This is a genomic window from Enterococcus sp. AZ196, from assembly GCF_050498845.1.
GTDB lineage: Bacteria > Bacillota > Bacilli > Lactobacillales > Enterococcaceae > Enterococcus_A > Enterococcus_A murrayae.
This window is the reverse complement of the sequence record NZ_JBIPAM010000002.1, coordinates 493869-517201: the sequence shown is the minus strand read 5'-3', so window position 1 is coordinate 517201 and position 23333 is coordinate 493869. Positions and strand designations below refer to the sequence as shown.

Annotated in this window: 19 protein-coding genes; 2 read left to right on the top strand and 17 right to left on the bottom strand. The window is 39.3% G+C overall.

Features of this window, described 5'->3' with window-relative positions; genetic code table 11:
- Positions 1–15 precede the first annotated feature (15 nt).
- From IGI67_RS20165 to IGI67_RS20140, 6 genes are all read right to left on the bottom strand, one after another.
- Positions 16–1080 (bottom strand): Gfo/Idh/MocA family protein, encoded by a 1065-nt coding sequence (locus IGI67_RS20165; protein WP_429959032.1) that lies wholly within the window; start codon positions 1078–1080, stop codon positions 16–18.
- A gap of 2 nt (positions 1081–1082) precedes the next feature.
- Positions 1083–1427 carry a nuclear transport factor 2 family protein gene (locus IGI67_RS20160; protein WP_429959031.1) on the bottom strand — a complete coding sequence of 115 codons (345 nt, stop codon included), beginning with the start codon at positions 1425–1427 and terminating at the stop codon, positions 1083–1085.
- On the bottom strand, positions 1424–2413 hold the full coding sequence (locus IGI67_RS20155; protein ID WP_429959030.1) for a sugar phosphate isomerase/epimerase family protein: 990 nt from the start codon (positions 2411–2413) through the stop codon (positions 1424–1426). The genes IGI67_RS20160 and IGI67_RS20155 overlap by 4 nt, the downstream gene beginning before the upstream one ends.
- A 1-nt stretch (position 2414) precedes the next feature.
- Complete coding sequence (locus IGI67_RS20150; RefSeq protein WP_429959029.1) at positions 2415–2846, bottom strand: C-glycoside deglycosidase beta subunit domain-containing protein; 432 nt, start codon at positions 2844–2846, stop codon at positions 2415–2417.
- Between the two features lie 18 nt (positions 2847–2864).
- A complete protein-coding gene (locus IGI67_RS20145) occupies positions 2865–3779 on the bottom strand; it encodes a sugar phosphate isomerase/epimerase family protein (protein WP_429959028.1) in 915 nt (304 codons plus the stop codon).
- A gap of 212 nt (positions 3780–3991) precedes the next feature.
- Positions 3992–6301, bottom strand: coding sequence for a GH39 family glycosyl hydrolase (locus tag IGI67_RS20140; protein WP_429959027.1), 2310 nt, complete (start codon positions 6299–6301; stop codon positions 3992–3994).
- A 340-nt stretch (positions 6302–6641) separates the two neighbouring features.
- On the opposite strand from IGI67_RS20140, the gene IGI67_RS20135 reads away from it, so the two are divergent.
- Positions 6642–8144 carry a DUF1846 domain-containing protein gene (locus tag IGI67_RS20135; protein ID WP_429959026.1) on the top strand — a complete coding sequence of 501 codons (1503 nt, stop codon included), beginning with the start codon at positions 6642–6644 and terminating at the stop codon, positions 8142–8144.
- Positions 8145–8350: 206 nt separating this feature from the next.
- Here the strand turns inward: IGI67_RS20135 and IGI67_RS20130 are convergent, their stop codons facing one another.
- The 5 genes from IGI67_RS20130 to IGI67_RS20110 all read right to left on the bottom strand — a co-directional run bounded on the left by IGI67_RS20130 (position 8351) and on the right by IGI67_RS20110 (position 14920).
- Entirely contained in the window at positions 8351–9496 is a 1146-nt protein-coding gene (locus IGI67_RS20130; RefSeq protein ID WP_429959025.1) for an alpha/beta fold hydrolase, read from the bottom strand.
- A gap of 83 nt (positions 9497–9579) precedes the next feature.
- Positions 9580–10164, bottom strand: a complete 585-nt coding sequence (locus IGI67_RS20125) for a TetR/AcrR family transcriptional regulator (RefSeq protein ID WP_429959024.1) — start codon at positions 10162–10164, stop codon at positions 9580–9582.
- Positions 10165–10417: 253 nt separating this feature from the next.
- Positions 10418–11797, bottom strand: coding sequence for an MATE family efflux transporter (locus tag IGI67_RS20120; protein WP_429959023.1), 1380 nt, complete (start codon positions 11795–11797; stop codon positions 10418–10420).
- Between the two features lie 277 nt (positions 11798–12074).
- Positions 12075–13556, bottom strand: coding sequence for a sialate O-acetylesterase (locus IGI67_RS20115; RefSeq protein WP_429959022.1), 1482 nt, complete (start codon positions 13554–13556; stop codon positions 12075–12077).
- A 5-nt stretch (positions 13557–13561) separates the two neighbouring features.
- Complete coding sequence (locus IGI67_RS20110) at positions 13562–14920, bottom strand: PTS sugar transporter subunit IIC (RefSeq protein WP_429959021.1); 1359 nt, start codon at positions 14918–14920, stop codon at positions 13562–13564.
- 189 nt (positions 14921–15109) lie between these two features.
- Between IGI67_RS20110 and IGI67_RS20105 the strand changes: the two genes are divergently transcribed.
- Positions 15110–15907: a MurR/RpiR family transcriptional regulator gene (locus tag IGI67_RS20105; RefSeq protein ID WP_429959020.1), complete on the top strand. Its 798-nt coding sequence runs from the start codon at positions 15110–15112 to the stop codon at positions 15905–15907.
- Between the two features lie 511 nt (positions 15908–16418).
- On the opposite strand, the gene IGI67_RS20100 is transcribed toward IGI67_RS20105, so the two are convergent.
- The 6 genes from IGI67_RS20100 to IGI67_RS20075 all read right to left on the bottom strand — a co-directional run bounded on the left by IGI67_RS20100 (position 16419) and on the right by IGI67_RS20075 (position 23321).
- Positions 16419–17390, bottom strand: coding sequence for a carbohydrate kinase family protein (locus IGI67_RS20100; RefSeq protein WP_429959019.1), 972 nt, complete (start codon positions 17388–17390; stop codon positions 16419–16421).
- Between the two features lie 56 nt (positions 17391–17446).
- Positions 17447–18946 carry a glycoside hydrolase family 32 protein gene (locus IGI67_RS20095; protein ID WP_429959018.1) on the bottom strand — a complete coding sequence of 500 codons (1500 nt, stop codon included), beginning with the start codon at positions 18944–18946 and terminating at the stop codon, positions 17447–17449.
- Between the two features lie 39 nt (positions 18947–18985).
- Complete coding sequence (locus IGI67_RS20090; RefSeq protein WP_429959816.1) at positions 18986–20098, bottom strand: ABC transporter ATP-binding protein; 1113 nt, start codon at positions 20096–20098, stop codon at positions 18986–18988.
- 71 nt (positions 20099–20169) lie between these two features.
- A complete protein-coding gene (locus tag IGI67_RS20085) occupies positions 20170–21525 on the bottom strand; it encodes a NosD domain-containing protein (RefSeq protein WP_429959017.1) in 1356 nt (451 codons plus the stop codon).
- Positions 21526–21589: 64 nt separating this feature from the next.
- Complete coding sequence (locus IGI67_RS20080) at positions 21590–22420, bottom strand: carbohydrate ABC transporter permease (protein WP_429959016.1); 831 nt, start codon at positions 22418–22420, stop codon at positions 21590–21592.
- A gap of 13 nt (positions 22421–22433) precedes the next feature.
- The gene (locus IGI67_RS20075) at positions 22434–23321 is read right to left on the bottom strand and encodes a carbohydrate ABC transporter permease (RefSeq protein ID WP_207107393.1); all 888 of its coding nucleotides are present in this window, start codon (positions 23319–23321) and stop codon (positions 22434–22436) included.
- Positions 23322–23333: the final 12 nt, after the last annotated feature.

The following is a 23333-nucleotide window of genomic DNA, read 5'->3' as shown; positions in this document are numbered from 1 at the left end:
CTATCCATAATTTTTCTATTCAAAATGAATGCTCTGATGATATTTCGCAGAGATTCGAATCGCTTCTACTACCTGCATTAAGCGTAAAATTTGGTCCGGCTGGATCGTCAGCTCTTCAGTGCCTTGAGTATGGGCATAGTAATTATCAAAGAACATCCGATGTGAGACTTCTACTTTTGGCAGCTCTTCCATCAGGATTCTTCCCTCTGGTGCTGGTCCGAAGCTTCTGGTTGGTCCGGCATGGGTCATGGTGATTTTTCCGGGAACATTGCCTAATAATTCTGAAGTGCGAGTGATTTCACCTTTAGGATTGAAGCCGTCGATCTTGGCACTGCCTTTGTCACCGCCGACAAACCAATGACGCTCGAACCAGTTTTCAGAGCTGTTCAGGAAATAGGTTCCTAGCTCGATTTGCGCATTCACTCCGTTGTCAAAATAGAGCTGAATATTGAAATAATCATCGACATTCTCATTGATGACATTGCGAACATCTGCATAGACTGTTTGCAGTTTCGCTGGGATCATCCATAATATCTGGTCGATCAGATGAACCCCCCAGTCATACAGCATCCCGCCGCCTAATTCAGGATAAATGTGCCAATCATGCATATTGCCGTTGAAGCCATAAAGAGAACTTTTGACTGTATACACATTTCCTAATAATTTCTGATCATAGACCTCTTTAGCTACACGATAGTCATGATCCCAGCGGCGTTGATGATGAACGGTAAAACGAACCTTCTCCTCTTTCGTCACTGCCATCATTTCTTTTACTTCTTCCGAGTTCATCGCCAACGGTTTTTCGCAAATAATATCCTTCTTAGCTTTGGCTGCTTTGACCACCATTTCTAAATGCAGCAAATTCGGTACCGCGATGATTACGGTGTCAATTGTCTTATCGGTCAATAGATCATCCGCAGATACGTAGGTTTTTACGCCTGTTGGCGCATATTCAAACTGCGACTCATTTGTGTCACAGACTGCTTTTAAGTTGGCATAATCCAAGCCTTTGATTGTTTCAGCATGGGTCTGTCCCATAAAGCCGAAACCGATAATGCCAAAATTCAACTGTTTCGCCATCTTCATTTCCTCCTCTTCTTATCAAAATAATCCCAATGCTCAACGAATTGATTGTCGGAAATTCGGTACAAATCAACTACATGGGCTTTAGTATTTTGCTGCTCATCAACACTTCTCAGGAATACTGCCGCAAAATCCTGATCCAGCACGATTCGATCTACCTCCAAATGAAAGTACTCCTCTGAATCAAACTTGGCTTGAAAAGCCGCGACTAGTCCTGCTCTGCCTTGCCCCACACCTGGGTTGTGCTGTCGATAATCTTCTGCGATTAAATCCTCTGCCGCAGAAAGCTGCTGCTGGTTGAAAAATGCTTCATAAAATGCGGCGATTGCTTGTTTTGTAATCATTTCGTCACTTCCAGCAGGCCTTTTGCCATTGAAAGCTGGCGTTTCGTAAATTCCGTTCCGCCACAATAAAGCTCGTCCTCATACTCACAAATCAAGTAGCCGTCAAAAGCAGAAGCCTTTACGACCTCGAGGATTTCAGGATAAGGAATACTTGGTTCGACTAAATCCTCACCTAAATAATGGAATTTTCCGTGCAGCTCAAAGCTGTATGGCAATATTTCCTTTAATTCCTCCAGCATTCTTGGCAGCTCATCCTTGGGTTTGAATTGGACGAAACCGTACATTCCTTGCAGGGCAGCATTGATGGCTGGGTGCGCGCCGCTTCCCATCAGCTTTTCTCTGGCTTCTTCTAAAGGAATTCCTTGATAACGCATATCCGCGGCCAGTTGCAGGTGCTCCTCCGCTACTCCCGCTTCCAAAGCCTTGAGCCAGTGGGCTTTATTCGGAGCGATCGCGAAACAACCAAAATCAGGTACAAAGCCTAAATGCTTTGAGTTGGTTCGTTTAATTACTTCTAAATAGCGCTGCATTAATGGAGAAAGCGGTGATTCTGGATTATGGATCTCGATCCCCACTCGAATGTCATAAAGCTCCGCATACGGTGCTAACCGTTCAAAAGCTTCTGGCGATAGCATGTATTGCGAACGCATCACTTTACAGCCAAGCTTATGAGCCGCCTTCAAATCAATGATCGTATCCGCCAGCATCTCATCGTCAGTCAAATTCCGATCATGCAGCATACCCTTATCGTTGTTGGCGCCATAGCCGACTGGACCGATTCCATATTTGGCCTTCAGCTTTTGAACCAAGCCTAAAAACTCATCACTAACATTTGGATAACTCGGCAGCATTTGTGTACCGACGATCTCATAGCCGGCAGCTCCAGCTAAAGCCGCCTGTTTAACACACTCTTCAAAATCATAGGCATATCTGGCATATTCCGTTCCATAACAAAATAATGTCGCCCCTAATTTAATCGTACTCATCTCATTCTCCTTCTAGCAAAACGCTGACTTTCTCGCCTGAATCAAGCGGCATGAAATGATGCTCAGGACCAATTTGCATGTAAGGAATCCGCAGCATCAATTTCAGCTCGATCTCATGCTCGCCAGTTAGTCCCCCAGCCTTCAACACACGGATCTTCGCTAAATCAACCTGACTCCAAAATTCAGTCACGGCGTATTTTAATTTATAAAGCGGCAATTCTTTTCCTCTTAGCTCAAAGGTCACTGCCTCATCCGGCATTTTCTCCCCATCAACATAAACCTCGATCAAATCAATATCAGACAAATAATGTCCCCGATAGTAGGCCAATTGGACATCAAACGAAAATCCGTTACGACTTCCATTAATATAGAGGCCTTTGAAGGAATCCTTCTTGATGATCTGCTCGTTTAGCTTCATTCTCATAGCAAACATGTTTTGTCCTCCATTTTCCTAAATCACAAAATTCCGTAAATACTTGGTACTCAATGTCACAGACTTTTTAACATCGTCATAATTTTTCTCAAATGCCTTATCCTCTACTTCGATACAACTAAAGCCGTCAAATCCGATGTCTGTCAGTGCCGAAACATATTTGCCCCAATCGACATCACCTAAGCCGGGAAGCTTGGGGCTCATGTATGCCAATGGTGCCGCCATAACGCCAACATCCTTCAGCTTTTCAGGATAAAGCTTGATGTCCTTATAATGAACATGGAAAATCTTGTCCTTAAATTCATATAAAGGCGCAAGATAATCGATCTGCTGCCAAACAAAATGCGAAGGATCGTAATTCAAGCCAAGTGCGTCACTGTCTAAGCGTGAAAAGATTTCCCGCCAAAGCGCTGGTGTCGTCATCAGGTTTTGACCTCCTGGCCATTCATCCTCAGTAAAGAGCATTGGACAGTTTTCTATTCCGATCCTTACACCCGCAGCTTCGGCATGATTTAGGATCGGCTTCCATACCTTTTCCATCTCAGCCAGATTCTCCGATACAGATTTCGTTTGCATCCGACCGATAAAAGTTGTGACTAAGTTGACCTTCAATAGCTTAGCCGCATCAATCAGATGATACAGATGATCGATCGCCGCCTGCCTTTTTTGCATATCCTCATCTAGCGGATTAGGATAATAAGCCAGCGCCGAAATTTCTACATTTTTCTTCGCAGCATAGGATAAAATTTCTTCCGCCTTTTCTTCCGTAAGATTGGCAACATCAATATGGGATACACCCGCATATCTTCTAGTTGCTTTCTCATTGGGCCAACAAGCAACTTCTACACAATCCAAACCATTGCTTGCTACAATGTCGATCATCTCTTGATAATTGCTTTGATCAAAAATGGCACTTACAATTCCTAATTTCATGATTTTCCTCCTATACTCAACACAGCTATCATTTCGAGAAAAGCGGAACTGACAACTGTTTCTTTTCTATACCCGAAGTATAAAACGCTTTCTTAAATTAAAAATTCATATTATTGTTTTTTGTGTTAGCTATTTTTTGCCTTTCTCATTCGCCAAATAAAAAAAAGACAAAAATGATCTGCTCATTTTTGTCTTTTGCTATTTAAGAGAACCTATTGTCTCCTTTTTATATTGATGGAATAGAATTCATTTGCCATCAGCCGTTTTTTTACGACCAAGCGGTTTTGAAGCACCTCGACCTCTTCTAAGGTTTGCAGATGTGTATTCTTCTCGTCTAAGTAAATAAGATCCGAGGAACGAAGATGCTCATTAAAATTAAACCCCTCCCATAATCCAAACAAATCACCGTGGTTTTTTAAACAAGAAAAGATTCTTAATTCATATTTGCCATTTGGGATAGTGGAAAAAACAATCTCTTCTTCAACTGCCTCAGCCTCAAAGAAATTTTCCAGCTCCGTCTTTTTGAGATGCGCCTCGTCCTTCAGGAAATAGAGACTATTCGGATGAACATAGTGATGGCCTAAAACAAAAAACTCCTCTCCATCAAGTGTACAAACCAACCGCCCCTCATCCTTATAAAGAAATTTCAAGCCCTTTAGCTGGTCAAACAGCTTCATAGCATGCATCGCGGGTTTAAAGAGACCTCTTCGATTGATCAGGCCGTTTCCACCGCTTAATAGGGACGACGGTTTAGCCGTCTTCTGAGCGAGATCCGTTCCTAACCAATAGCCCAATCCCTCAACCTGATCAAAAATATCAATGATACTTTTGCTGATGAATGCGCCCTTATACAGACTATCATTCAATAGATTGCTTCTTGAAACTGTATTGCTCCATTCAGTAATATACACAGGCTTCATTAGTTGCGCCTGTTTTATTATTTGCATTTGATTCAATAAAAAATCCGGATCAGTGATTCGCTGATAATTTCTCTTTTCTCTGATCAAGCGATTAGAATAGGGAAACAAAACAAATGAATAAAAATCAAACGCACACTCCGACAGCTCTTCTTGTAAAAAGCGGTTTATATCCAGTTTGCTTGATAAAATGAAGCTCCCGCCGCCAATTGTGATCGTTGGAATCAACGATCTGCAAAGCTCTGAGGTCGTTCGATAAAACTCACTGTACCGCGCAACCAGTTCCTTATCCTCTGGATCACTGGCGACGATCTCAATCACCCATTGCCCCACTTCTTTTCGTCCATAACGATTCAGTACATGGCGACAAAAGCTGGCCAACGCTTCACGCCAGCTCTCGATTGGGTAGGCACTCTCTTTAAATGAATGAATCAATTTATTGATACTTATCCAAGGAGTCAGCCCTAGCGCTATTAATGAATCCAAAATCTCATCAAGTCTCTCATATTCCTGCAGCGACTCTCCCAAAAGCTCTGTTGTGAATACACCCCAAATTCTCCCATACTCAAAGCTAAGATTCTGCTTTAAAATCGATAAATGCTGCCGCAGATTGCTGCTTAGAACAATTTCGGCTTCACCAATATTCAATAGCTTGCTCCAGGTCTCCTTAATCGGTTCAGCCGTTAAGTTGGCGATATCCAAATGCAGAGAACTCCTTTTAGAGACATCCTCAACCAATTGATCCTCTTTATACCTGTTATAAGAATCCTTTACTTTGTCGTCGGCTTGAAGCACAGTTGTCTGCTTTTGACGCCCATTTTGCTTCCGATATTCTGAAGGGGTGACGTGATACTCCTCCTTAAATTTCTTATTGAACCCGTTAACGCTAAAAAAGCCATTATCTATTGCTATTCGTGTAATCGACTTGTCCGATTCCAGCAAATCTCTTATCGCGTATTGCATGCGGATTTGGCTCAAATAGTCCTTGAAATTCAAGCCCAGATTTTTCTTGAAAAATTTAGAAAAATAGGCGGTATCCATATGAACAATGTCCGCTAATTCTGCCAAGGTGAGATTGTCATAATACCTTTCTTTGATTATTCGAGTGATTTGCTGAATACGTTTATCCTGATCCATCCCGCTCGCACTGTATTCGATAAAGAGACTGCTGAGCTCGTTTAGCAAACGATATACCTTACTTATTTGCAAAAAATTCGTCTTATCATTCTCAAATAAAAATAAATCGATGATCTCAATGATCAGTTTGCGGATCGATTGATAATTTTTGCCTGGGTCCTTAACAGAATTACAATCAAAACTACTCCTTCCTGTTTCCAGCGCCTGTGATAATAAAAAATCAGAAATGGAAAAATGAAACAGCAAACTTTCTTTTCCATTCGCAGTTATCTGATACCTCTCCTGCTTGTTCACCACAACGATATCATCCGCTTTCATTTCATAGCAGTGCTCATCAATCTGAAGCTCCGCTTTTCCCTTCAATAAAAACAGCAAATCAGTCGTTCGCGTTTCACTTGGTAAAAGGGCAACATCTGTCATCAGCCGAATATCGCTTTGGGTATCTAAATAGCTTATGATCTCACTCATCCATTGTCTCCTTTCTTCCATTTGCCCACATTGATAACTGGGGCTTCTTTGCCTTTGATACTACCATAAGGCTCAAAAGTTTGATATCCCTTTCATATCTCTGCAGCAGATTAAAAAAATCAGATGACTCTACGCTCCATCTTAAAAGGTTCAAAAAAATACCTCATCTAATCTGCGATTTTTTATTGACGGATGAGGTGTTTAATGAAAGAATATGATGGATTAGTTGCGATTTCTGATAGGATATCTAGTTTTAGCATTCTATCAAAAACAGCTTAGAGGAACCCCCTAGCGTCAGGACTAGAAACAGGTCAATCTCAAATGGTATGGAGGAGTTTTAGTGAGAGAAATAGGATTTGATTCAAAGAAGTATTTAGTCAAGCAATCTCGCTATATTTTAGAACGAGTAAATCAATACGATAAGCTCTATCTAGAATTTGGCGGAAAATTGGTTGATGATAAGCATGCGAAACGAGTGTTGCCAGGATTTCAGGAAGATATCAAGGTGAAGCTGCTGCAAAAACTTAAGGATCAGGCGGAGATCCTAATTTGTTTATATGCAGGAGATATCGAACGCAATAAGATTCGCGGTGATTACGGGATCACCTATGATATGGACGTTTTACGCTTGATCGATGAGCTTCGGGGGTATGATTTGTCGGTGAACAGCGTAGTCATCACTCGCTATAACAATCAACCAGCGACCAATGCTTTTATCAACAAACTGGAACGTCGAAATATCAAAGTGTACAAACACGAAGCAATCGAAAATTATCCCTTGAACGTTGAGAAAATTGTTTCTAATGAAGGCTTTGGCAAAAATGAGTACGTTAAAACAGAGAAGCCAATCGTTATCGTGACCGCTCCAGGAGCAGGCAGCGGTAAACTAGCCACCTGTTTGAACCAGCTTTATCATGAAAGCAAGCTAGGGAAAAACGCCGGATACTCGAAATTCGAAACCTTTCCAGTCTGGAATGTTCCATTAAAGCACCCCTTGAACATCGCTTATGAAGCAGCGACAGTCGATCTTGGGGACGTTAATATGATCGATTCCTTCCATTTAGATCATTATGGAGAAATGGCGGTCAACTACAATCGAGATGTCCAAACATTTCCCGTAATCAAACGAATTATTGAAAAGATCACCGATCAGGAATCTGTCTACAAATCACCGACAGATATGGGGGTGAATCAGGTCAAAGCGGGCATTGTGAATGATGAGATTGTTCAAGAAGCTTCTCGCCAGGAAATTATTCGGCGGTATTTTCAGACAGAGTGTGATTTTAAAAAGGGGCTCGTTGACGAGGAAGCAGTCAATAGAATCAATTTAATTATGGAAGAGATCGATTTGAAGCCAGAGGATCGCACCGTAGTTACTCCAGCACACGCATATGCGGAAAAATTTGAGACCTCCGCAAAAGGTCCTGCCGCAGTAATCGCGCTAGAATTGCCAACTAAAAAGATCATTACCGGCCGCACGACCTCATTGATGGAGGCTTCAGCTTCTGTCATATTAAATGCGATAAAATCGCTAGCCAAAATCGATGATGACATTCATTTATTATCGCCGATTATTTTAGAAACCATCCAAAATTTGAAAAAGAACGAAATGCATATGAAAGACTACTCTTTAGATATTCGTGAAGTATTGCTTGCACTAGCAATTAGCGCCGTCACAAATCCAACGGCCCAATGCGCTTATGAAAAGCTGGTGGAGCTTGAAGGAACGCAGGCTCACTCTACAGTTATGCTGAGCAAAAACAATGAACAATCCTTTAGAAATCTAGGGATCGATATTACTTCAGCTGCAGTGTATCCATCAGAACAGCTGTATCATCAATAAAATATGCTTAATTTAGCTTGAAATAGCACAAAAAAAGATGACCTCTTCTTGAAAAAGGGGCATCTTTTTTTGTGCTATTCTATTGCAATAATCGCTGACTCTTGCAGATTCCCGCAACAAATACTCCTACTGCGAAGAAGTTTATATCTATGAGCGACACCGGTTTAAACCACCATAATCCTTCTCAGTCTCTCACATTTTATGCTTTAAATTTTTGAATCGATCCAATCTGTAATATAATCCAAAACCAACTGGATATTTCCAACCTGACAATGATGTGACGCATTTTCTTCCTTAGTGAAGACCCGGCTAGTTACCGATTTTGCATTTGACAGAGCATTGATCTGTTTATCCAAATATACAGTATAAATATCTTCTGCTCCTGCAAGAATCAGAACGTCTTGTTGAATCAAAGGTGAGATGTCCACAGTGTTATATTTTTTTATCGCTTTATAATAATCGTAAAGCGTGTCGATATCGCCAAAGACTTCTCTTCCTTGTTGAAACAGCCAGAGTGAAAACTTGTTTTCTCTCATCAGGCCATCGATCATTTGCCATTTAGGACTACTCGGCGTCTCCATCAATTGATTGATCAGCTTTTGCAGCTGCTCTGGCGCCCTATACAAAATCGCCCCATAAAAATCGTAAATCAAATCATACAGCACGACTCTTTTGATGCGCTCCTCATAAGCCGCAGCCCGTGCTGCCAAATAGCCGCCTAAAGAAACGCCTAATAAGGTGACATCTTCCAAGTTAAAATAATCTAAAATTACTTTCGTGCATAGCTCCCATTCAGGCTTCATTTTCATTTCGCATCGATTTAGTACTTCCCCTTGACCGAAGCCTTCAAACATATATACATTGTAGCCCTTGGAATATACATATTGCATAAGAGGAATAAATTCCTGAATGAAGGAGTCATAGCCGCCGTGTACAACAATATCGCCTTTACTTTCAGCCGGATGACATTTATAAAGGACAGGAAAATAGTCCTTTTTAAAAGGCACACGCACATAGGTCATATCGACATCTCGGTAAGCCGCTTGATATTCATTCATACACCGCTCATATAGCTCTGTTTTATATAGCTGTCCTTGAGCGTCATTCTCATCATCAAGCATGAAAAACAAAGCTGCCCGAAAGCATGTCACTGAAGCAATATATTTTCCTTCATTGTGAAAAACCTCAGCTTTATCAAGAAATAATTGCGACCAGCTATCAAAATCTGTCAGCTCTGCACCTATTTCAGCAACAGTGTTATAGTCTAAGGAACCGAACGAATAAAATCTATTTAATTGAAAATTGAATGCTGTGTCCTCGTGAAAATCATAAAATCCTACTGGAAAATTCATAGTCTTTCCTCCTATCTCTTTGCCTTACTTTGAAACATTATAACTATCTTCGCTTGATTCTTATTCGTATTGTTTACCTAAATTCATTCATCTATCGGACTGTCTAATAGTTTTGAAAGAAGAATTTTAATATTAAGCACTTTTTCTTCCATGGACTGCACCTCATTATCATGAATGATCGCGCTTATGCCAAAAAGAATAAATTGACTTAACAGGTGAGTATTCGGTACAGAAACGCGGATATCGCCATTTGCGATTCCTTCAAGAATAATTTGCTCAAATATTGGTTCTATCTTTAATAATGTTCTTGAAAGCAAGATGGTCATGATCTCAGGATTCACCTTTTTGGTATACATCGAGCGATATTCAGATATGGAGCTTGGTAAAAGAATAAATACTTGGTTTAACTTCTCCTTAAAATCCCATTCAGGAGTATCGGCAACTTCAGTGAGCTTAACCAAATATTTCTCATTATATGTCTCTAAAGCTGCTTCATATATCTCTTTTTTAGACTCGAAATAGTGATAGAACATCCCAATTTCCCCATCCGCTTCCTTTAAAATGGACCGAATAGATGTCTTCTCGTATCCATTTTCTAAAAACTGTTTTAGCGCGATCTCTATAAGCTCCTGGCGTCGCACATCTGGATCTTTTACAACTCGTGACATCGTAATCCTCTCCTTTAACTGACAAAACATCGTTCTGTAGATATTGTAACCACCGAACATTGTTTTGTCAATAGAATAAAAAAAGAAGACATCCTGTTAAAATGTCCTTTTACGTTTTCGATATTCGGTTGTAATAGTTTTGATTTTAAGCGATAACTACTATTTCTTCTTCATTTTCAGTCAACGCACTTGCCGTGGTAGACATTGATTTGATTCAACAAATAGTTAGATAGTTTATATTTTCTTGATAATACTATTGATCAGAAGAAAGTATACAGTTCTTTTCCTTTTTTTTAGACTGTGGGTTAAGAGGTAGCTTTCCTGTGTACCGTTTCATCAAAAATCCTGAAAACAATGCAGTGATCAGTTCTGTGATTGGCATGACAAACCAAAGCACGTCAGCACCCAATGTAAGAGGAAGCAGAAAAATCAAAAGACCGCTGATTACCAGTCCACGAGCAACGGAAATCAGAAAAGCTGCTTTAGGCTTCATCAATGCCTGAAAGTAATAGGTAGAAAAGATATTGAAGGGCAGAAAAATAAAGGACAGACCATAGTTCCTAATAATCGCTGGCGCTGCTTCAACAATTTCCTGATTCGGTGTCATAAAAATGTTGACCAGGAGCAACGGAACGCTCAAGCTTAGCACGGTCAAAAACAAACTAAAAAATCCTGCTGTTCCTAACGCATATTTCAAGGTTTCTTTGATTCTATTTCCTTGTTTTGCACCGAAATTTACTGATAGAATCGGCTGCGCCGCCTGTCCGACACTATAGGCGCAGCATTGAACAAAAGTACTGATATTCACAATAACACCATAAACTGACAACGCATTGGTTCCTAGATACTTCATGATTTGTCGATTGAACATGATCGTCACGATCCCCATTGCAACATCGACAAAAAATGTTGAGAAACCGATAACGGTGATTTCTTTTAGCTTTCTCAAGACCTTCGTAGGAGTGACCAAAAACAACGTGTTATGTTTGCTTTGAAAATGCGTCAACATCAATAAAAATGAAATCGCTGAACCGATAGCCGTAGCCAATCCAGCACCGAAAATCCCTAAATCAAATCTAAAAACAAATAAATAATCACCGAATACATTGAATAACCCACCGGCAAGAATCGCTTTGGTGGCTAGACCAGGACTATTGTCATTTCGTAAAAAAGCTGCCAGCATTTGATTGAATAGAAACAACGGTAAGACTACTTTGACTGGCAGTAAATATTGCTGAGCAAGCGGTAAAAGCGCCTCTCCAGCTCCAAACAGCTGTAGCAGCGGCTGTTCAAATAAAATCAAGCTGATCCATGTCACGACGGCTAAAATCACCGAGCCGATAACCGAAACTGTAAAATAATCGTTATCGGTCTTCGCTATATCCTCATTTTTTCCTTTCATCGTACTGAAGATAACAGAACCGCCAATCCCCATAAGCAAACCCAAACTGTAAATAATGTTCCAGACCGGAGCGACAATAGCTAATGTTGCCGTTCCATCAGGTCCTTGATACTGCCCCACCATCGCCATATCCACCACCGAGTAGATCGATGTGATCAAGGCGCTTCCAAAGGCTGCAGAAAGATACCGAAAATAGATTGTTTTCACTTTTCCCTTTAAAAATTCATTCATGTTTACCCTCCTTAACAAAAAAAGCTGGATAAAACAACAGATTTTTCATCCGTTGCCTTATCCAGCGTATCATCCTAGTAAATGATCTGCCCTCCGAGCAAGTAATATTTGTTTTAGAGGGGGGGGGTAGTTAAATGTCAAGAGGCATTTTGACCTTTGCAAGCAAGCATTCTTAATCTGAAATGAGCAAACTCTTAACTCTGCTAATATCAGCTATTGACTCTACCATACACAAAAGTAAGATCCAAAATTTTTGATTTGATGTGCCTTCTTGTCATTAGCTATCCTTGCACTCAATTTTAAAAGGGGAAACTGGATAACCAACTTCGTTAAACAACGCTGGAATGGGTGCATTGCTCCAGGCATATTCAACAGTAGTCAATTCCTGATTATTTTCAACTGAAATCTCGATCATATTCTTTTTGATGGAGACGGTAAAATTATCCGTATTTGTATGGATGCACTCCTCACAGGTTACTTTTAAGCTTTCAGCATTTTTTATTTCGATAACTATTTTGTCTTTTTCCTTAGCAATAACGTTTGCTGTAGGTGAACTAGAGTAGTAGCGTTGCTGAATGATTTCTCCGATACGTTCTCCCAGAACATTCTTTTCCGGTGGATGAATGTTGTCAGGTAGACCACAGTCCAAACTAGTGACAAGAAAGGTTGCTTTCATATTTTCAGATATTTTAGCCTGTGCCTGCCGAACTGCTGGCCAATCATGGTTCGGCTTATCTACACACAAAGGTAATTGAACGATATAAAATGGAACCTCCGCTTGAAGATCTGCTCGCCACTGTTTCATCAGCATCGATAAAAGTTCCTCATATAAGTAGCCATGCTGTGTGTCTTCTTCTCCTTGATACCAGATAACACCTAAAAAAGTATACGGGACTATTTTTTTAAACATCGTGTAATACAACCCGGCTGGACGCAAAAATGAGTACGGGGTGATTGGCGGCGGCCATGGCGAATGCCCAATTTTCTTCTTGATATCAATTAGACTGAGATTTGGGTGCTCTTCTATCCATTGATTTCTTAATGAATAATAGCTCTCAGCGATGGCTTGATAAGTATTCCACTTCACATCAAATTCTTCTCGCGTTTTACCAGTGATGGCTTGCTGGTAAGGTACTAAAATATTCTGATTTAAATTTTTACTCTTCTTTAAAAAATCCAGACTCATCCATGAACTTGCACTTGTACCACCTTTACTGCAATTTACGATACCGACAATTCTATTCGGATACTTCTTTTTGTAACGCCGCATCGAGTAATAGGCTATCGCAGAGACTTCTGCTAATGTTTCAGAATTTATTGGCTTCCATTCCTCCCAAGAAACAGTTGAGGGAATAGTTTCTATATTATCTTCATACTCAACCTGTGGAACATTGATAAAGAAAAGATCAATAGACGTTTGTGCTACTCTTTCTTTTTCAGCCTGAAAATGCGCTTCATCTGCCATCTGAAACTCGATATTGGATTGGCCTCCAAAAAGAAAGACATCCCCAAACTGAACCTGTACCTTTTTTTCTGCCAGCTCTGTCTTAACTGTGATATCGCCAATAGTACCATATTTCTGAGGAGGCAGAATCAACGAAAAATAGCCTGATTCATCAGAGGTTGTTTTAACATCAAGTTCTCCAAAACTGACTTGCACTTCTTCCTTATTAGATACCTGCCCCGTAAGAAAAAAGTCTTTTTCGGCCTGAACAACGGCATTATCAGTTAATAGAGGATTCAATTTTATCATTGTCATTTTTTTCATTCCAGTTCATTTTTTTGTTTATTCATCCGATTCGCCGTATAGATGAACGGTAGATATAACGCTGTTGCAACGAGCAAATTGATTGCTTGAACGATTGCTCCGTTCACTGATCCAGTAAACAACAATCCTGATATGATCGGCGGAACTGTCCAAGGTACTTGATTCGTAATGACATCAATAAATCCGATCTTCGTAAAGAATACACCAATATAAAAACATAGCGGCTGTACAATAACAAAGGGAATAAAGTAGATAGGATTCATTACTATGGGCAAGCCAAAAGTGATCGGTTCACTAATGTTAAAAATCGCCGGCATAAGACCGACCTTGGTTACTTGCCGAGCCCCCTGATCTCGACTGGCAATTAAGGTTGCTAATACCGGTGCTAGAGCAAAGGTTCCCGCAGAAATTGTTGAAAAGTTCATGAACATCGTCGAATACAAGTGGTGTGCTTCACCTGCGATATTTTGCACATCATTTACATTCCAAGTTACTCCAAAAATAGCTCCCCAAATACTGGATGGATGAATCCCAAACCATTGAAATAGCGACCATGTGAATTGCGAAATGAAAGCAAAGGCTGCCGTTCCCGAAACGAATTCTGCTGGCCGTTGCAGCAAATCAAGCAAAAGCTCTGGTAAAGTCATACTAAATAAAACGGTGATTCCCCCTGTTATTATAGCAAATGCTGCCATCGTTATAGTTCCGGGAATTAAACTTTCAAAGCTTCTCGCAACCATCGGAGGAACAGAATCTGGAAAACGAATTTTGATATTTGACTGCAGCAATTTGTTGTACAGCCAAACTGCCACACCGCTAATTACTAGTGCAGAAAAGACACCCTGTGTCCCAAAAAAACTAGAATTAACGACATTTTCAAGAGAAACCGTTTCATTTCCATTTGTATATTCCCAATTCCAAGGCAGACAAATGAAAAATGCCCCTAATGCGTACAAAACACTGGTCAAATGCTCTGAATTCTTCGGGAAATAGTTTCTCGAAAATATAAACGAAAAGACTACCACGAGAATCAAAGAGAAGACACTCAAAGACCCCTGTGAAATTAAATTAATAATTCCTTGAACGTTGGTTAATACTGCCGCCACATCACTGTTCAACCAAACTTTAGTACTTCCATAAAACAGTTTCCCTAAATTCAACCCGGAATCAGAAAATAGCAATCCCCCCGCCGGATCTAGAAAAACTGAATTAACCATTATTGCAAAGCCCGCTATCATAGTCGTAACAGAAACTAACACGAATGAATCTCTTAATGTTAATAAAAACTTATTCCCAGCAACTTTGCCGACAATATCCGTGAAATACGTTGCAAAGCCCTTTTTCCCTCTAAACATTACAAAATCCTCCTACATCGAAATGAAATTAATTACAAAACAAAAAATAATATGAAATATATTTCAAAAACGATGATACCGTTTTCTCCATTTTCTGTCAACAACAATTTTGAAATAAATTTCTTTCTCTATATAAATTTGTAATTTCAAAAAAACACTAGTATACTGGGAGAAAAGCGAGGAGATTTTTTGAAAAATATTGAAGAATCAATTACTATTCACTATACAAAAATGTCAAAAACCGACAAAGCAATCTTTGAGCAGATACTGGCTGCTCCCAAAAAATTTGTCGGTCTTTCTATTCACGATTTGTCAAAAGACCTTCAGGTTAGTTCGCCAACCCTTTTAAGAGCTGCTCGAAAGATCGGCTACAGCGGATATCCTGAGTTTAAGTTGGCTTTAGAAGAATACGTACGAGAAGAGAAAATAAGTCTAGCCTCTCCCTCAGAAACACTGCTTACTTCTATTATTAGCACCTATGAAAAATCCCTAGCTGGCCTTAAAGAAGGCAATCTAGAAAAGGATATTCTAGAAATAGTTGATTGGATGAACGAAGCAGCAGACATAAAGATTATCGGTATCGGTAATTCGGCCTTACCTGCACAACAACTAGTCTATTCTCTATATTCACAAGGAAAGTTTTATGAAGCAATCACCACAGAAACACAAATTTATTTTTTGCAGCAGGCTCTTAACGAAAAGGCCGTTTACTTCATTTATTCTGTAAGCGCTCTTGACTATTACGAGAATTTTATCGAGTTAGCAAACAGCATTAATGCTAAAACCGTTTTGGTCACTATGAATAAGGACGCCAAGATCAATTCAAAGCCCACTAAAACCATCGTGCTGCCTGCTACATCTACTTTTTTGAGAAATGATGGTTCTCTTAGACAATTAGACATGCGTTTAGAGTTGTTTCTTTTTTCAGAAATCGTTTCTTACTACTACGACTGGATAACCGATAAGCAAAAGAAATCAGAAAAATGATGCTATATAGAAAATTAAAGAACTATATTGCTTTCGAAACTCTAAACCTAATGATCAAAAAACTATCGATGATTCAAGCTCTATTAGAAGCTACTACTCAAATATTCGAGCAGATTTATCCCACTCAAGTAGTATTATCATCGACTATTTAAACGCCCAATCAGTCAAATGGAAATTATTGACGAACTATGAAGTAATCAAGAAGATTTGTGAATATTTTCAAAATAATTATATCTAACAATGTCACCGAGAGTTGAACAATAAGCATGTTGTCGTTGGTTATCGTAATTTGTGTAACTTATCGAGCTCAGTTTTTCTTGCAATGAGGTTTGAACTTTGAAAACTAAAAAATATGCGGTGTACAGAATCGCACCGCATATTGACAAACCTCTATTCAGTTTTCTCTTCACCAAAATGATTTGACGAAAATCCGAAATTAAACTTTTCTGTCCTGTAGCTAGTTTTCCAGTTACAGGGCATTACTCTAAATTTATCCGTATTTTTAAAATATCTAGGACAATCTATCACTTGAAATAAAATCAGTCACTTCCTTGATTTCTGGCATAGAACAAAGCGCCCCTTTTTTTGTTGTAATCAGAGAAGCTGCACCATTTGCCATCGTCAGCATCTCTACTAGTTGCTCTCTCGTCAATGCGTCCAGCCCCAAATCAAGGATAGAATGAAGCACACAACCGCAAAAAGTATCTCCTGCGCCGGTAGTTTCAATAGTATTTTCATTTTTAAAGGCAGCTACTTCAACCATCTCATCACCGTAGTAAGCTCTGCTCCCTTCACTTCCCATCGAAACAAGAACTAATTTGATTTGATGATTCTCTCTGATCTTTTTCACCGCTTTGGAATAGTCTTCCTCACCGGTAAACCATTGAATTTCATTATCCGATATTTTGAGGATATCGCAATAACCAAGCCCCACTTCTACTTGCTTCCTAGCTTCTTCCAGATTTCCCCACAAAGGTTCACGGATATTAGGATCGAATGAGATCAAGCAATCATTCTTCTTCGCGAGTTCCAAAGCTTTCACTGTTGCTTTACGTACATTTTCATGAGTCATCGAAAGTGTGCCAAAGTGAAAGATTTTTGATTGTTTAATTGGTTCTTCCTTTACTTCAAATTCAGTCAACTGCATATCTGCCCCTGGATTGCGATAAAAAGTGAAATCTCTATCGCCATTTTCCCCTGTATGAACAAAAGCTAATGTCGTATGCACTTCTTCGTCAAAGAATAAGTTGCTCATATCAATCCCTAACTTTTCCGCCTTCTGCTTCAAAAAATGACCAAAATTATCATCTCCGACTTTTCCGATAAAGGCTACGTTACGATCAAATTTTCTTAACATCGCTAATACATTACAAGGTGCTCCGCCAGGATTCATTTCTAATAACGGATTTCCTTGTTCGCTTACTCCATTTTGAGTAAAATCAATCAGGATTTCACCTAGAGCAGTTACATCTATCGTTTTCATTTTTAATCTCCTTATTTCAAATGCTCGAAGAAAATAAAAATCTCCGAGCATTTTAGCTATATTGTTTTATCTAGTTCCCATGTTTCAAGTTCAAGAATTACAAGTTTTCCTTCAGAAACCGATACATAGTTTTTATTTTGATCTTCAGCAGCAAAAACATTTAGACTATGACTAGTTTTATAGTCATCTGTAAAAATTTCTATAGAGGATTGATCCACAAACAAATGGATGTTTAACATTGTTTTGTCTTTTAGTAATAAATTACTTTTTGTCTCTCCTTGACTCCAATCATCGGAGTTCTCTCGATTAACGAACATCATCTGTTTTTTTAGATCGAATGTCACAATAGTAGACAAGCGGTCATTACTTCTCAATTTAAGCTCAAAAGACCCAGCAGTACTGCTAGTAAGATCAATAGACATCTTAAGTTCAAAACAATTGCCATGCTCCGTTGGAATAAGAAGATCATCCTTTTCAACCGAAATCTTCTCACGAATGGTTTTAGATGATTTTCGAATCTCAGTCAACTCTTCTATTGGTACAAATTTTACTGTGTTGTCTGAATCAAGGATTGCTTCACGTGGCAGATTGAACGAACCACACCAGCCTTCTTTAAAGGTGGGACCCCAGTCTTTCCACCAAGGCATCCATTCCCAACTATTGGCCCAAGCAACAAGTATGCGTCTACCTTTTTGATCGACAAAAGATTGAGGGGCGTAATAATCAAATCCCCAATCAATATTTCCCACGGTAGAATAATTAAACTTTCCTGTTTCATAATTCATATCCCCAACTAGATAAATGCTCGTTCTTTCTTTTACTCCCATTGGAGAAAAAGTTAAAACGTACTTTTCTCCATCTGCATTTTTCAATGGGAAAAAGTCGGGACATTCCCACATATAGCCAAGTTCTCCACGACTTTCTGCTAGGATATTAAAGAACGTCCAATCTTCTAAATTTTTCGAACGGTAGAGTAGCGCCTGACCAAGATCATTCTTTTTCCCAGCACACACCAAATAGAAATACTCTCCATGCTTCCAAACCTTTGGATCTCGAAATTCTCCCACCTCATAACCAATGGGTGGGGCGGCTATAACTGGATTCTTTTCACTTTTAATGAAATTGAACCCATCATCACTATAGGCCATGCATTGATTTTGTACTAATCCATCTCCGTAATTGGTTGATGCCGTGTATAAAAGATAGAGCCGTCCCTCATGTTCGATTGCACTTCCAGAAAAACATCCGCCTTTTGGATGATTATCGTATGTTTCACTCGGTGCTAACGCGAGGGGCAAATATTCCCAATGCAGCATATCATCACTGATTGCGTGTCCCCAATGCATGGAGCCCCAAAAAGAATCATACGGGTTGTACTGATAAAAGAAATGATATTTTCCTTTAAAGAAAATCAGTCCATTAGGGTCATTTAACCACCCTGCTTCAGTCATAAAATGATACTTTTGACGCATTGCTCCCTGGCTTACTTCTTCTCTTTTCTTAGCTATTTCTGCTTGAGCACGCTTGATATTCTCTTTCATTAATTCATTGGACAAAAGAATCCTCCTCACTTAAAATTACTTTTCACTACGAAATTATTTCGTACAATTGATTCTTAATTCTGTATTTGAATCAAAAAAATGTCCCTTTGTGATTTCTAATGCCAATCGAACAGTTTCTCCAGGTCGATGAAAATCTCTAGCATTCACTTTCGATACAAATTCTGTTCCATCAATTTTGCTGTATAATAACGTTTCTGAACCTAACAGCTCTGATACAACGATCGTTGCATCTATTGTTGACTCAATAACTGAATCCAATACGATCTGTTCACTTCGAATGTCTTCTGGTCGAATACCGAAAATCAACTCTTTTCCTTCATAGCCCTTAGCCACTAGCACTTTATTTTCACCTTCAGACACTTTTACCTTGAAATTTTGTCCACTAGTGATGTAGCCATTTTTTAAAGTCACATTGAAGAAGTTCATTGCAGGTGAACCAATGAAACTTGCAACAAAGACATTTTCAGGCAAATCATATACTTCTTTAGGCCTGCCAATCTGCTGGATCAGCCCATCCTTCATAATGACGATGCGATCCGCCATTGTCATGGCTTCTGTCTGATCATGAGTGACATAAATGGTTGTCGTTCCTAAGCGTTGATGCAACTTTGCGATTTCCGCACGCATCGATACACGTAATTTCGCATCCAAATTGGACAAGGGTTCATCCATCAAAAAGACCTGAGCATCGCGTACAATCGCACGACCTAAAGCGACACGTTGACGTTGTCCCCCAGATAAAGCAGCGGGTTTTCTCTTTAGATATTCAGTTAAACCTAAAATCTCCGCTGCTTCTTCTACCTTCTTTTTAATCTCATCTGTCGGATATTTTCTAAGCTTTAACCCAAAGGCCATATTATCAAACACGGTCATGTGAGGATACAAAGCATAGTTTTGGAAGACCATTGCGATATCTCGATCTTTTGGTGCTACGTTATTGATGACTCTATCACCGATTTTCAATTCCCCTTCAGTGATATCCTCAAGTCCTGCTACCATTCGAAGAGTTGTAGATTTCCCACAACCAGAAGGACCTACAAAGACAATAAATTCCTTTTCAGCAATTTCTAAATTGAAGTCAGTTACGGTATATTTTTCCGCATTTGAATATTTTTTATAAATATGTTTCATGGAAAGTGTTCCCATCATTTTTACCCTCACTTTTTTACTATTAAGCATTGCTAAACTCTAAAATAGTTTAATAGTACTTCATTGAATTAGTTAGACATAGAATACTTAACTGGAATCGGAGTCGCTCTAAAAGCATTGCTTTGTTTATCCAACTCAACCTGTGCTTCAGAACCAGAGTCGAGTACCGTATTTCCAACGGATTGTTTCTCAATCATTACCGTCTTGACTTCAAGAGCCTCGGTTGCATCATTGGTTAACAAAGCCTCTACTTGTGACGCAAAACAAGAATCACTTGATGTCAATTCTGCTTTTGTAGCGACTATATGATTATTTGAAATATAATTTCCATTACCAGCAACAACATGGATAATTACAGGAGTTGCTCCTTTAGGTGAAATTTGATCCTTGTCAATAATTTCGGAAAAATGATTGCCAATCACGGTGTTGCTGTTACCATTGATCGATAAAAGTCCAAAGGTATCATCTAAACCATTATTCCGCCCTTGCAACGGTGCCCAAGGTTCATGATCGTGCAAAAAATGATTGGATGAAACAGAATTTTCCGTACTATTTTTATCTAGAATAACCATTCCTGGGTAAAAAGCATGAAGTCTGTTATTGCTAATAAGTGAGCGGGTAACTCCTTCAAGATGAATACTGCTGGCTCCTCTAGGAAAAATATTATTTGCAGTCACTAGAAGTCCACCAAAATTCTCCGCATAAATGGAATAGCCCTTGAAGCCTGCACCAATCAAATTATCCGTCACCTTCGATGCTTGCCCCCAACCACGTAATTCTATACAGCTCCCGCATTCCGCGATAAAATTATCATGGATTGTTAATGCATCCGCATGATATGAAATAATACCATGCTCCAAATAGACAAATCCCATTTCTGTAATTCGGAACGAATCATTCGCGCTAGCAGCATATATTCCTGTTTTCCCATTCGTATAAGTGTTTTCTGGATTGGTTTCATCAGAATCATCATCTACAAAGTGTAAGCCGTCGATACAAAAATTTGAAAATTCAATAGAACTAATTCTTGGATCACCGCTACGATAAATGTAGAAAGCAGCACCATCTGCTTCTTCTTTCGGTGAACCCGCCAAATCAACAAGAATGCGACTACCTCCAGGCCAAAGCTCATGAAGATGACTCCATTCGTCCTCCGGCACATTATAACGGATACTAGAAGAAGTAAAACCATGTCCAGAGCCCATAATCTTTAAGAAGCTAATATCAATAACGATCTGTGTTTTCAAGTGATAATCACCTGGTGGAATATAGATGACTGCTCCTGGTTTCCCTCCATCATTTTCATCAATTTCATTTTGTCTTTCTTTAATGTCTAAAAGAATACTGTTAATGACTTCTCCAATATCGGTAAAAGGATCTCCCTCTCCCCATTGGGTTACATCATAATAATTTTTACTCACCATTACTCCTCCTGATGAGCGATTCTTCAATCAGAATCGCTCGTTTGTTCCTTAAAATATGTTTCCATCAGCTCTTAACTGAACCCGTAGTAATTCCTTGAACAATGAATCGCTGTGCTACGATTGACAAAACCATCACAGGTAAACTAAAAATCAGAGCGCCCGCACACATCGGACCCAAATCCATACTATAAGCTGATAAAAATTCGGATAATCCGACCGTAAATGTTTTCGCCTCCGTACTAGTCAACAACAACGACAATAAAAATTCATTCCAAGAAAGAAATAGCGTAAATACAAAGGCCGTAGCCAAACCTGGTGTACAGATCGGCAAGATGATTCGAATAAATGTCTGAAGACTAGAAGCCCCATCCATACAAGCTGCTTCGTCAATACTCGTTGGAATCCCTTCATAAAAACCAAGCATGACCCACATAACAAAAGGCATATTTATCGCTGCATAAACGATAATTAAGGCAACTCTCGTATCGTACAACCCAAGATTTGTAATCAACTCATAGATTGGGACCGCAATACTCGATGTTGGAATCATTTTTAAACACAACACGACAATAATCAAAAAGGTTGCTATCTTGGCTCCTGAACGTTGAATGGCATAAGAAGATAATGCCCCCAAAATTACTGCAATCAATGTACTGCAAACAGCTACTAAAAAACTATTTAAAATGTAATGAAAAGCTGGCATTCGTTCAAATAAACCAGTGAAATTTTCCACAGAAAGAACTGTTGGGAAGAATTTAGCAGGAATAGAAACAACCTCAGCGCCCGGCTTGAAGGATGAACTAATCAAATATAGATAGGGAAACAGCCAGACTACAGCACAGACGATCGCCAAAATTATCAGTAACTTACTTTGAATACTTCTTTTTTTCTCCATTAGCTATCCCCTCCTACACCGATTGTTTCTTCTTCGGATTCCATAGTCCTTGCATGAACACAAGGGTAAACACAACGAGTACTACCACAAGTATTAATGCCATCGCACTTGCATACCCAACTTTGTTGTATCTGGTCAACGTTTTATAGATTACAACACTAATAAGTTCAGATGAATTGTTTGGGCCGCCCTGTGTCATCGCCCAAACAATATCAAACGTTCGTGCAGCATCAATAATTCGGATGGATAATGCGGTTAATAGTACTGGCTTAATGTTTGGCAATTTTATTTTTATAATTTTTTGCCACCAGTTTGCTCCATCGATCGTAGCGGCTTCAATCATACTTCCATCAAGCCCTTGGAGGCCAGCTAGAATCATCAACATCATAAACGGGGTTGTTAACCAAATATCAGCAAAACAACAAGCCAACAATGACCATTTTTCATCCGCAAGCCACAAGATTTGGTTCGAATTCTCAAGAATACCAATGTTTACTAATAGTTGATTAATGATTCCAAACTGGGCACTCAGCATCAATTTCCAAATCAAACCAGCTACTAGTGGAGCAATCATTAGTGGGGTTAAAATAAGGGAGCGGATAATCTTGTTTCCTTTAAAGTTTTCTTCAAAGATCAAAGCTAGGATCGTTCCTAATATTAGTTCGACAACAACAGCAATAAAGATGTACACAAGCGTATTCTTTAACGGTTGTAAAAAGCTTTCATTACCAAAAGCTTTAACATAATTGTCAAAACCAACAAATTCCTTCATACCATTTGGATCAAAGCTATATAGACTGTCAAAGGCCATTTTGAAAATCGGGTAAATCATAAAAATCCCCATAAATAATGCGCCTGGTAAAAAGAAAGCAAGCACGGTTTTTCTGGATATCAACTGCATGGTCTTTCCTCC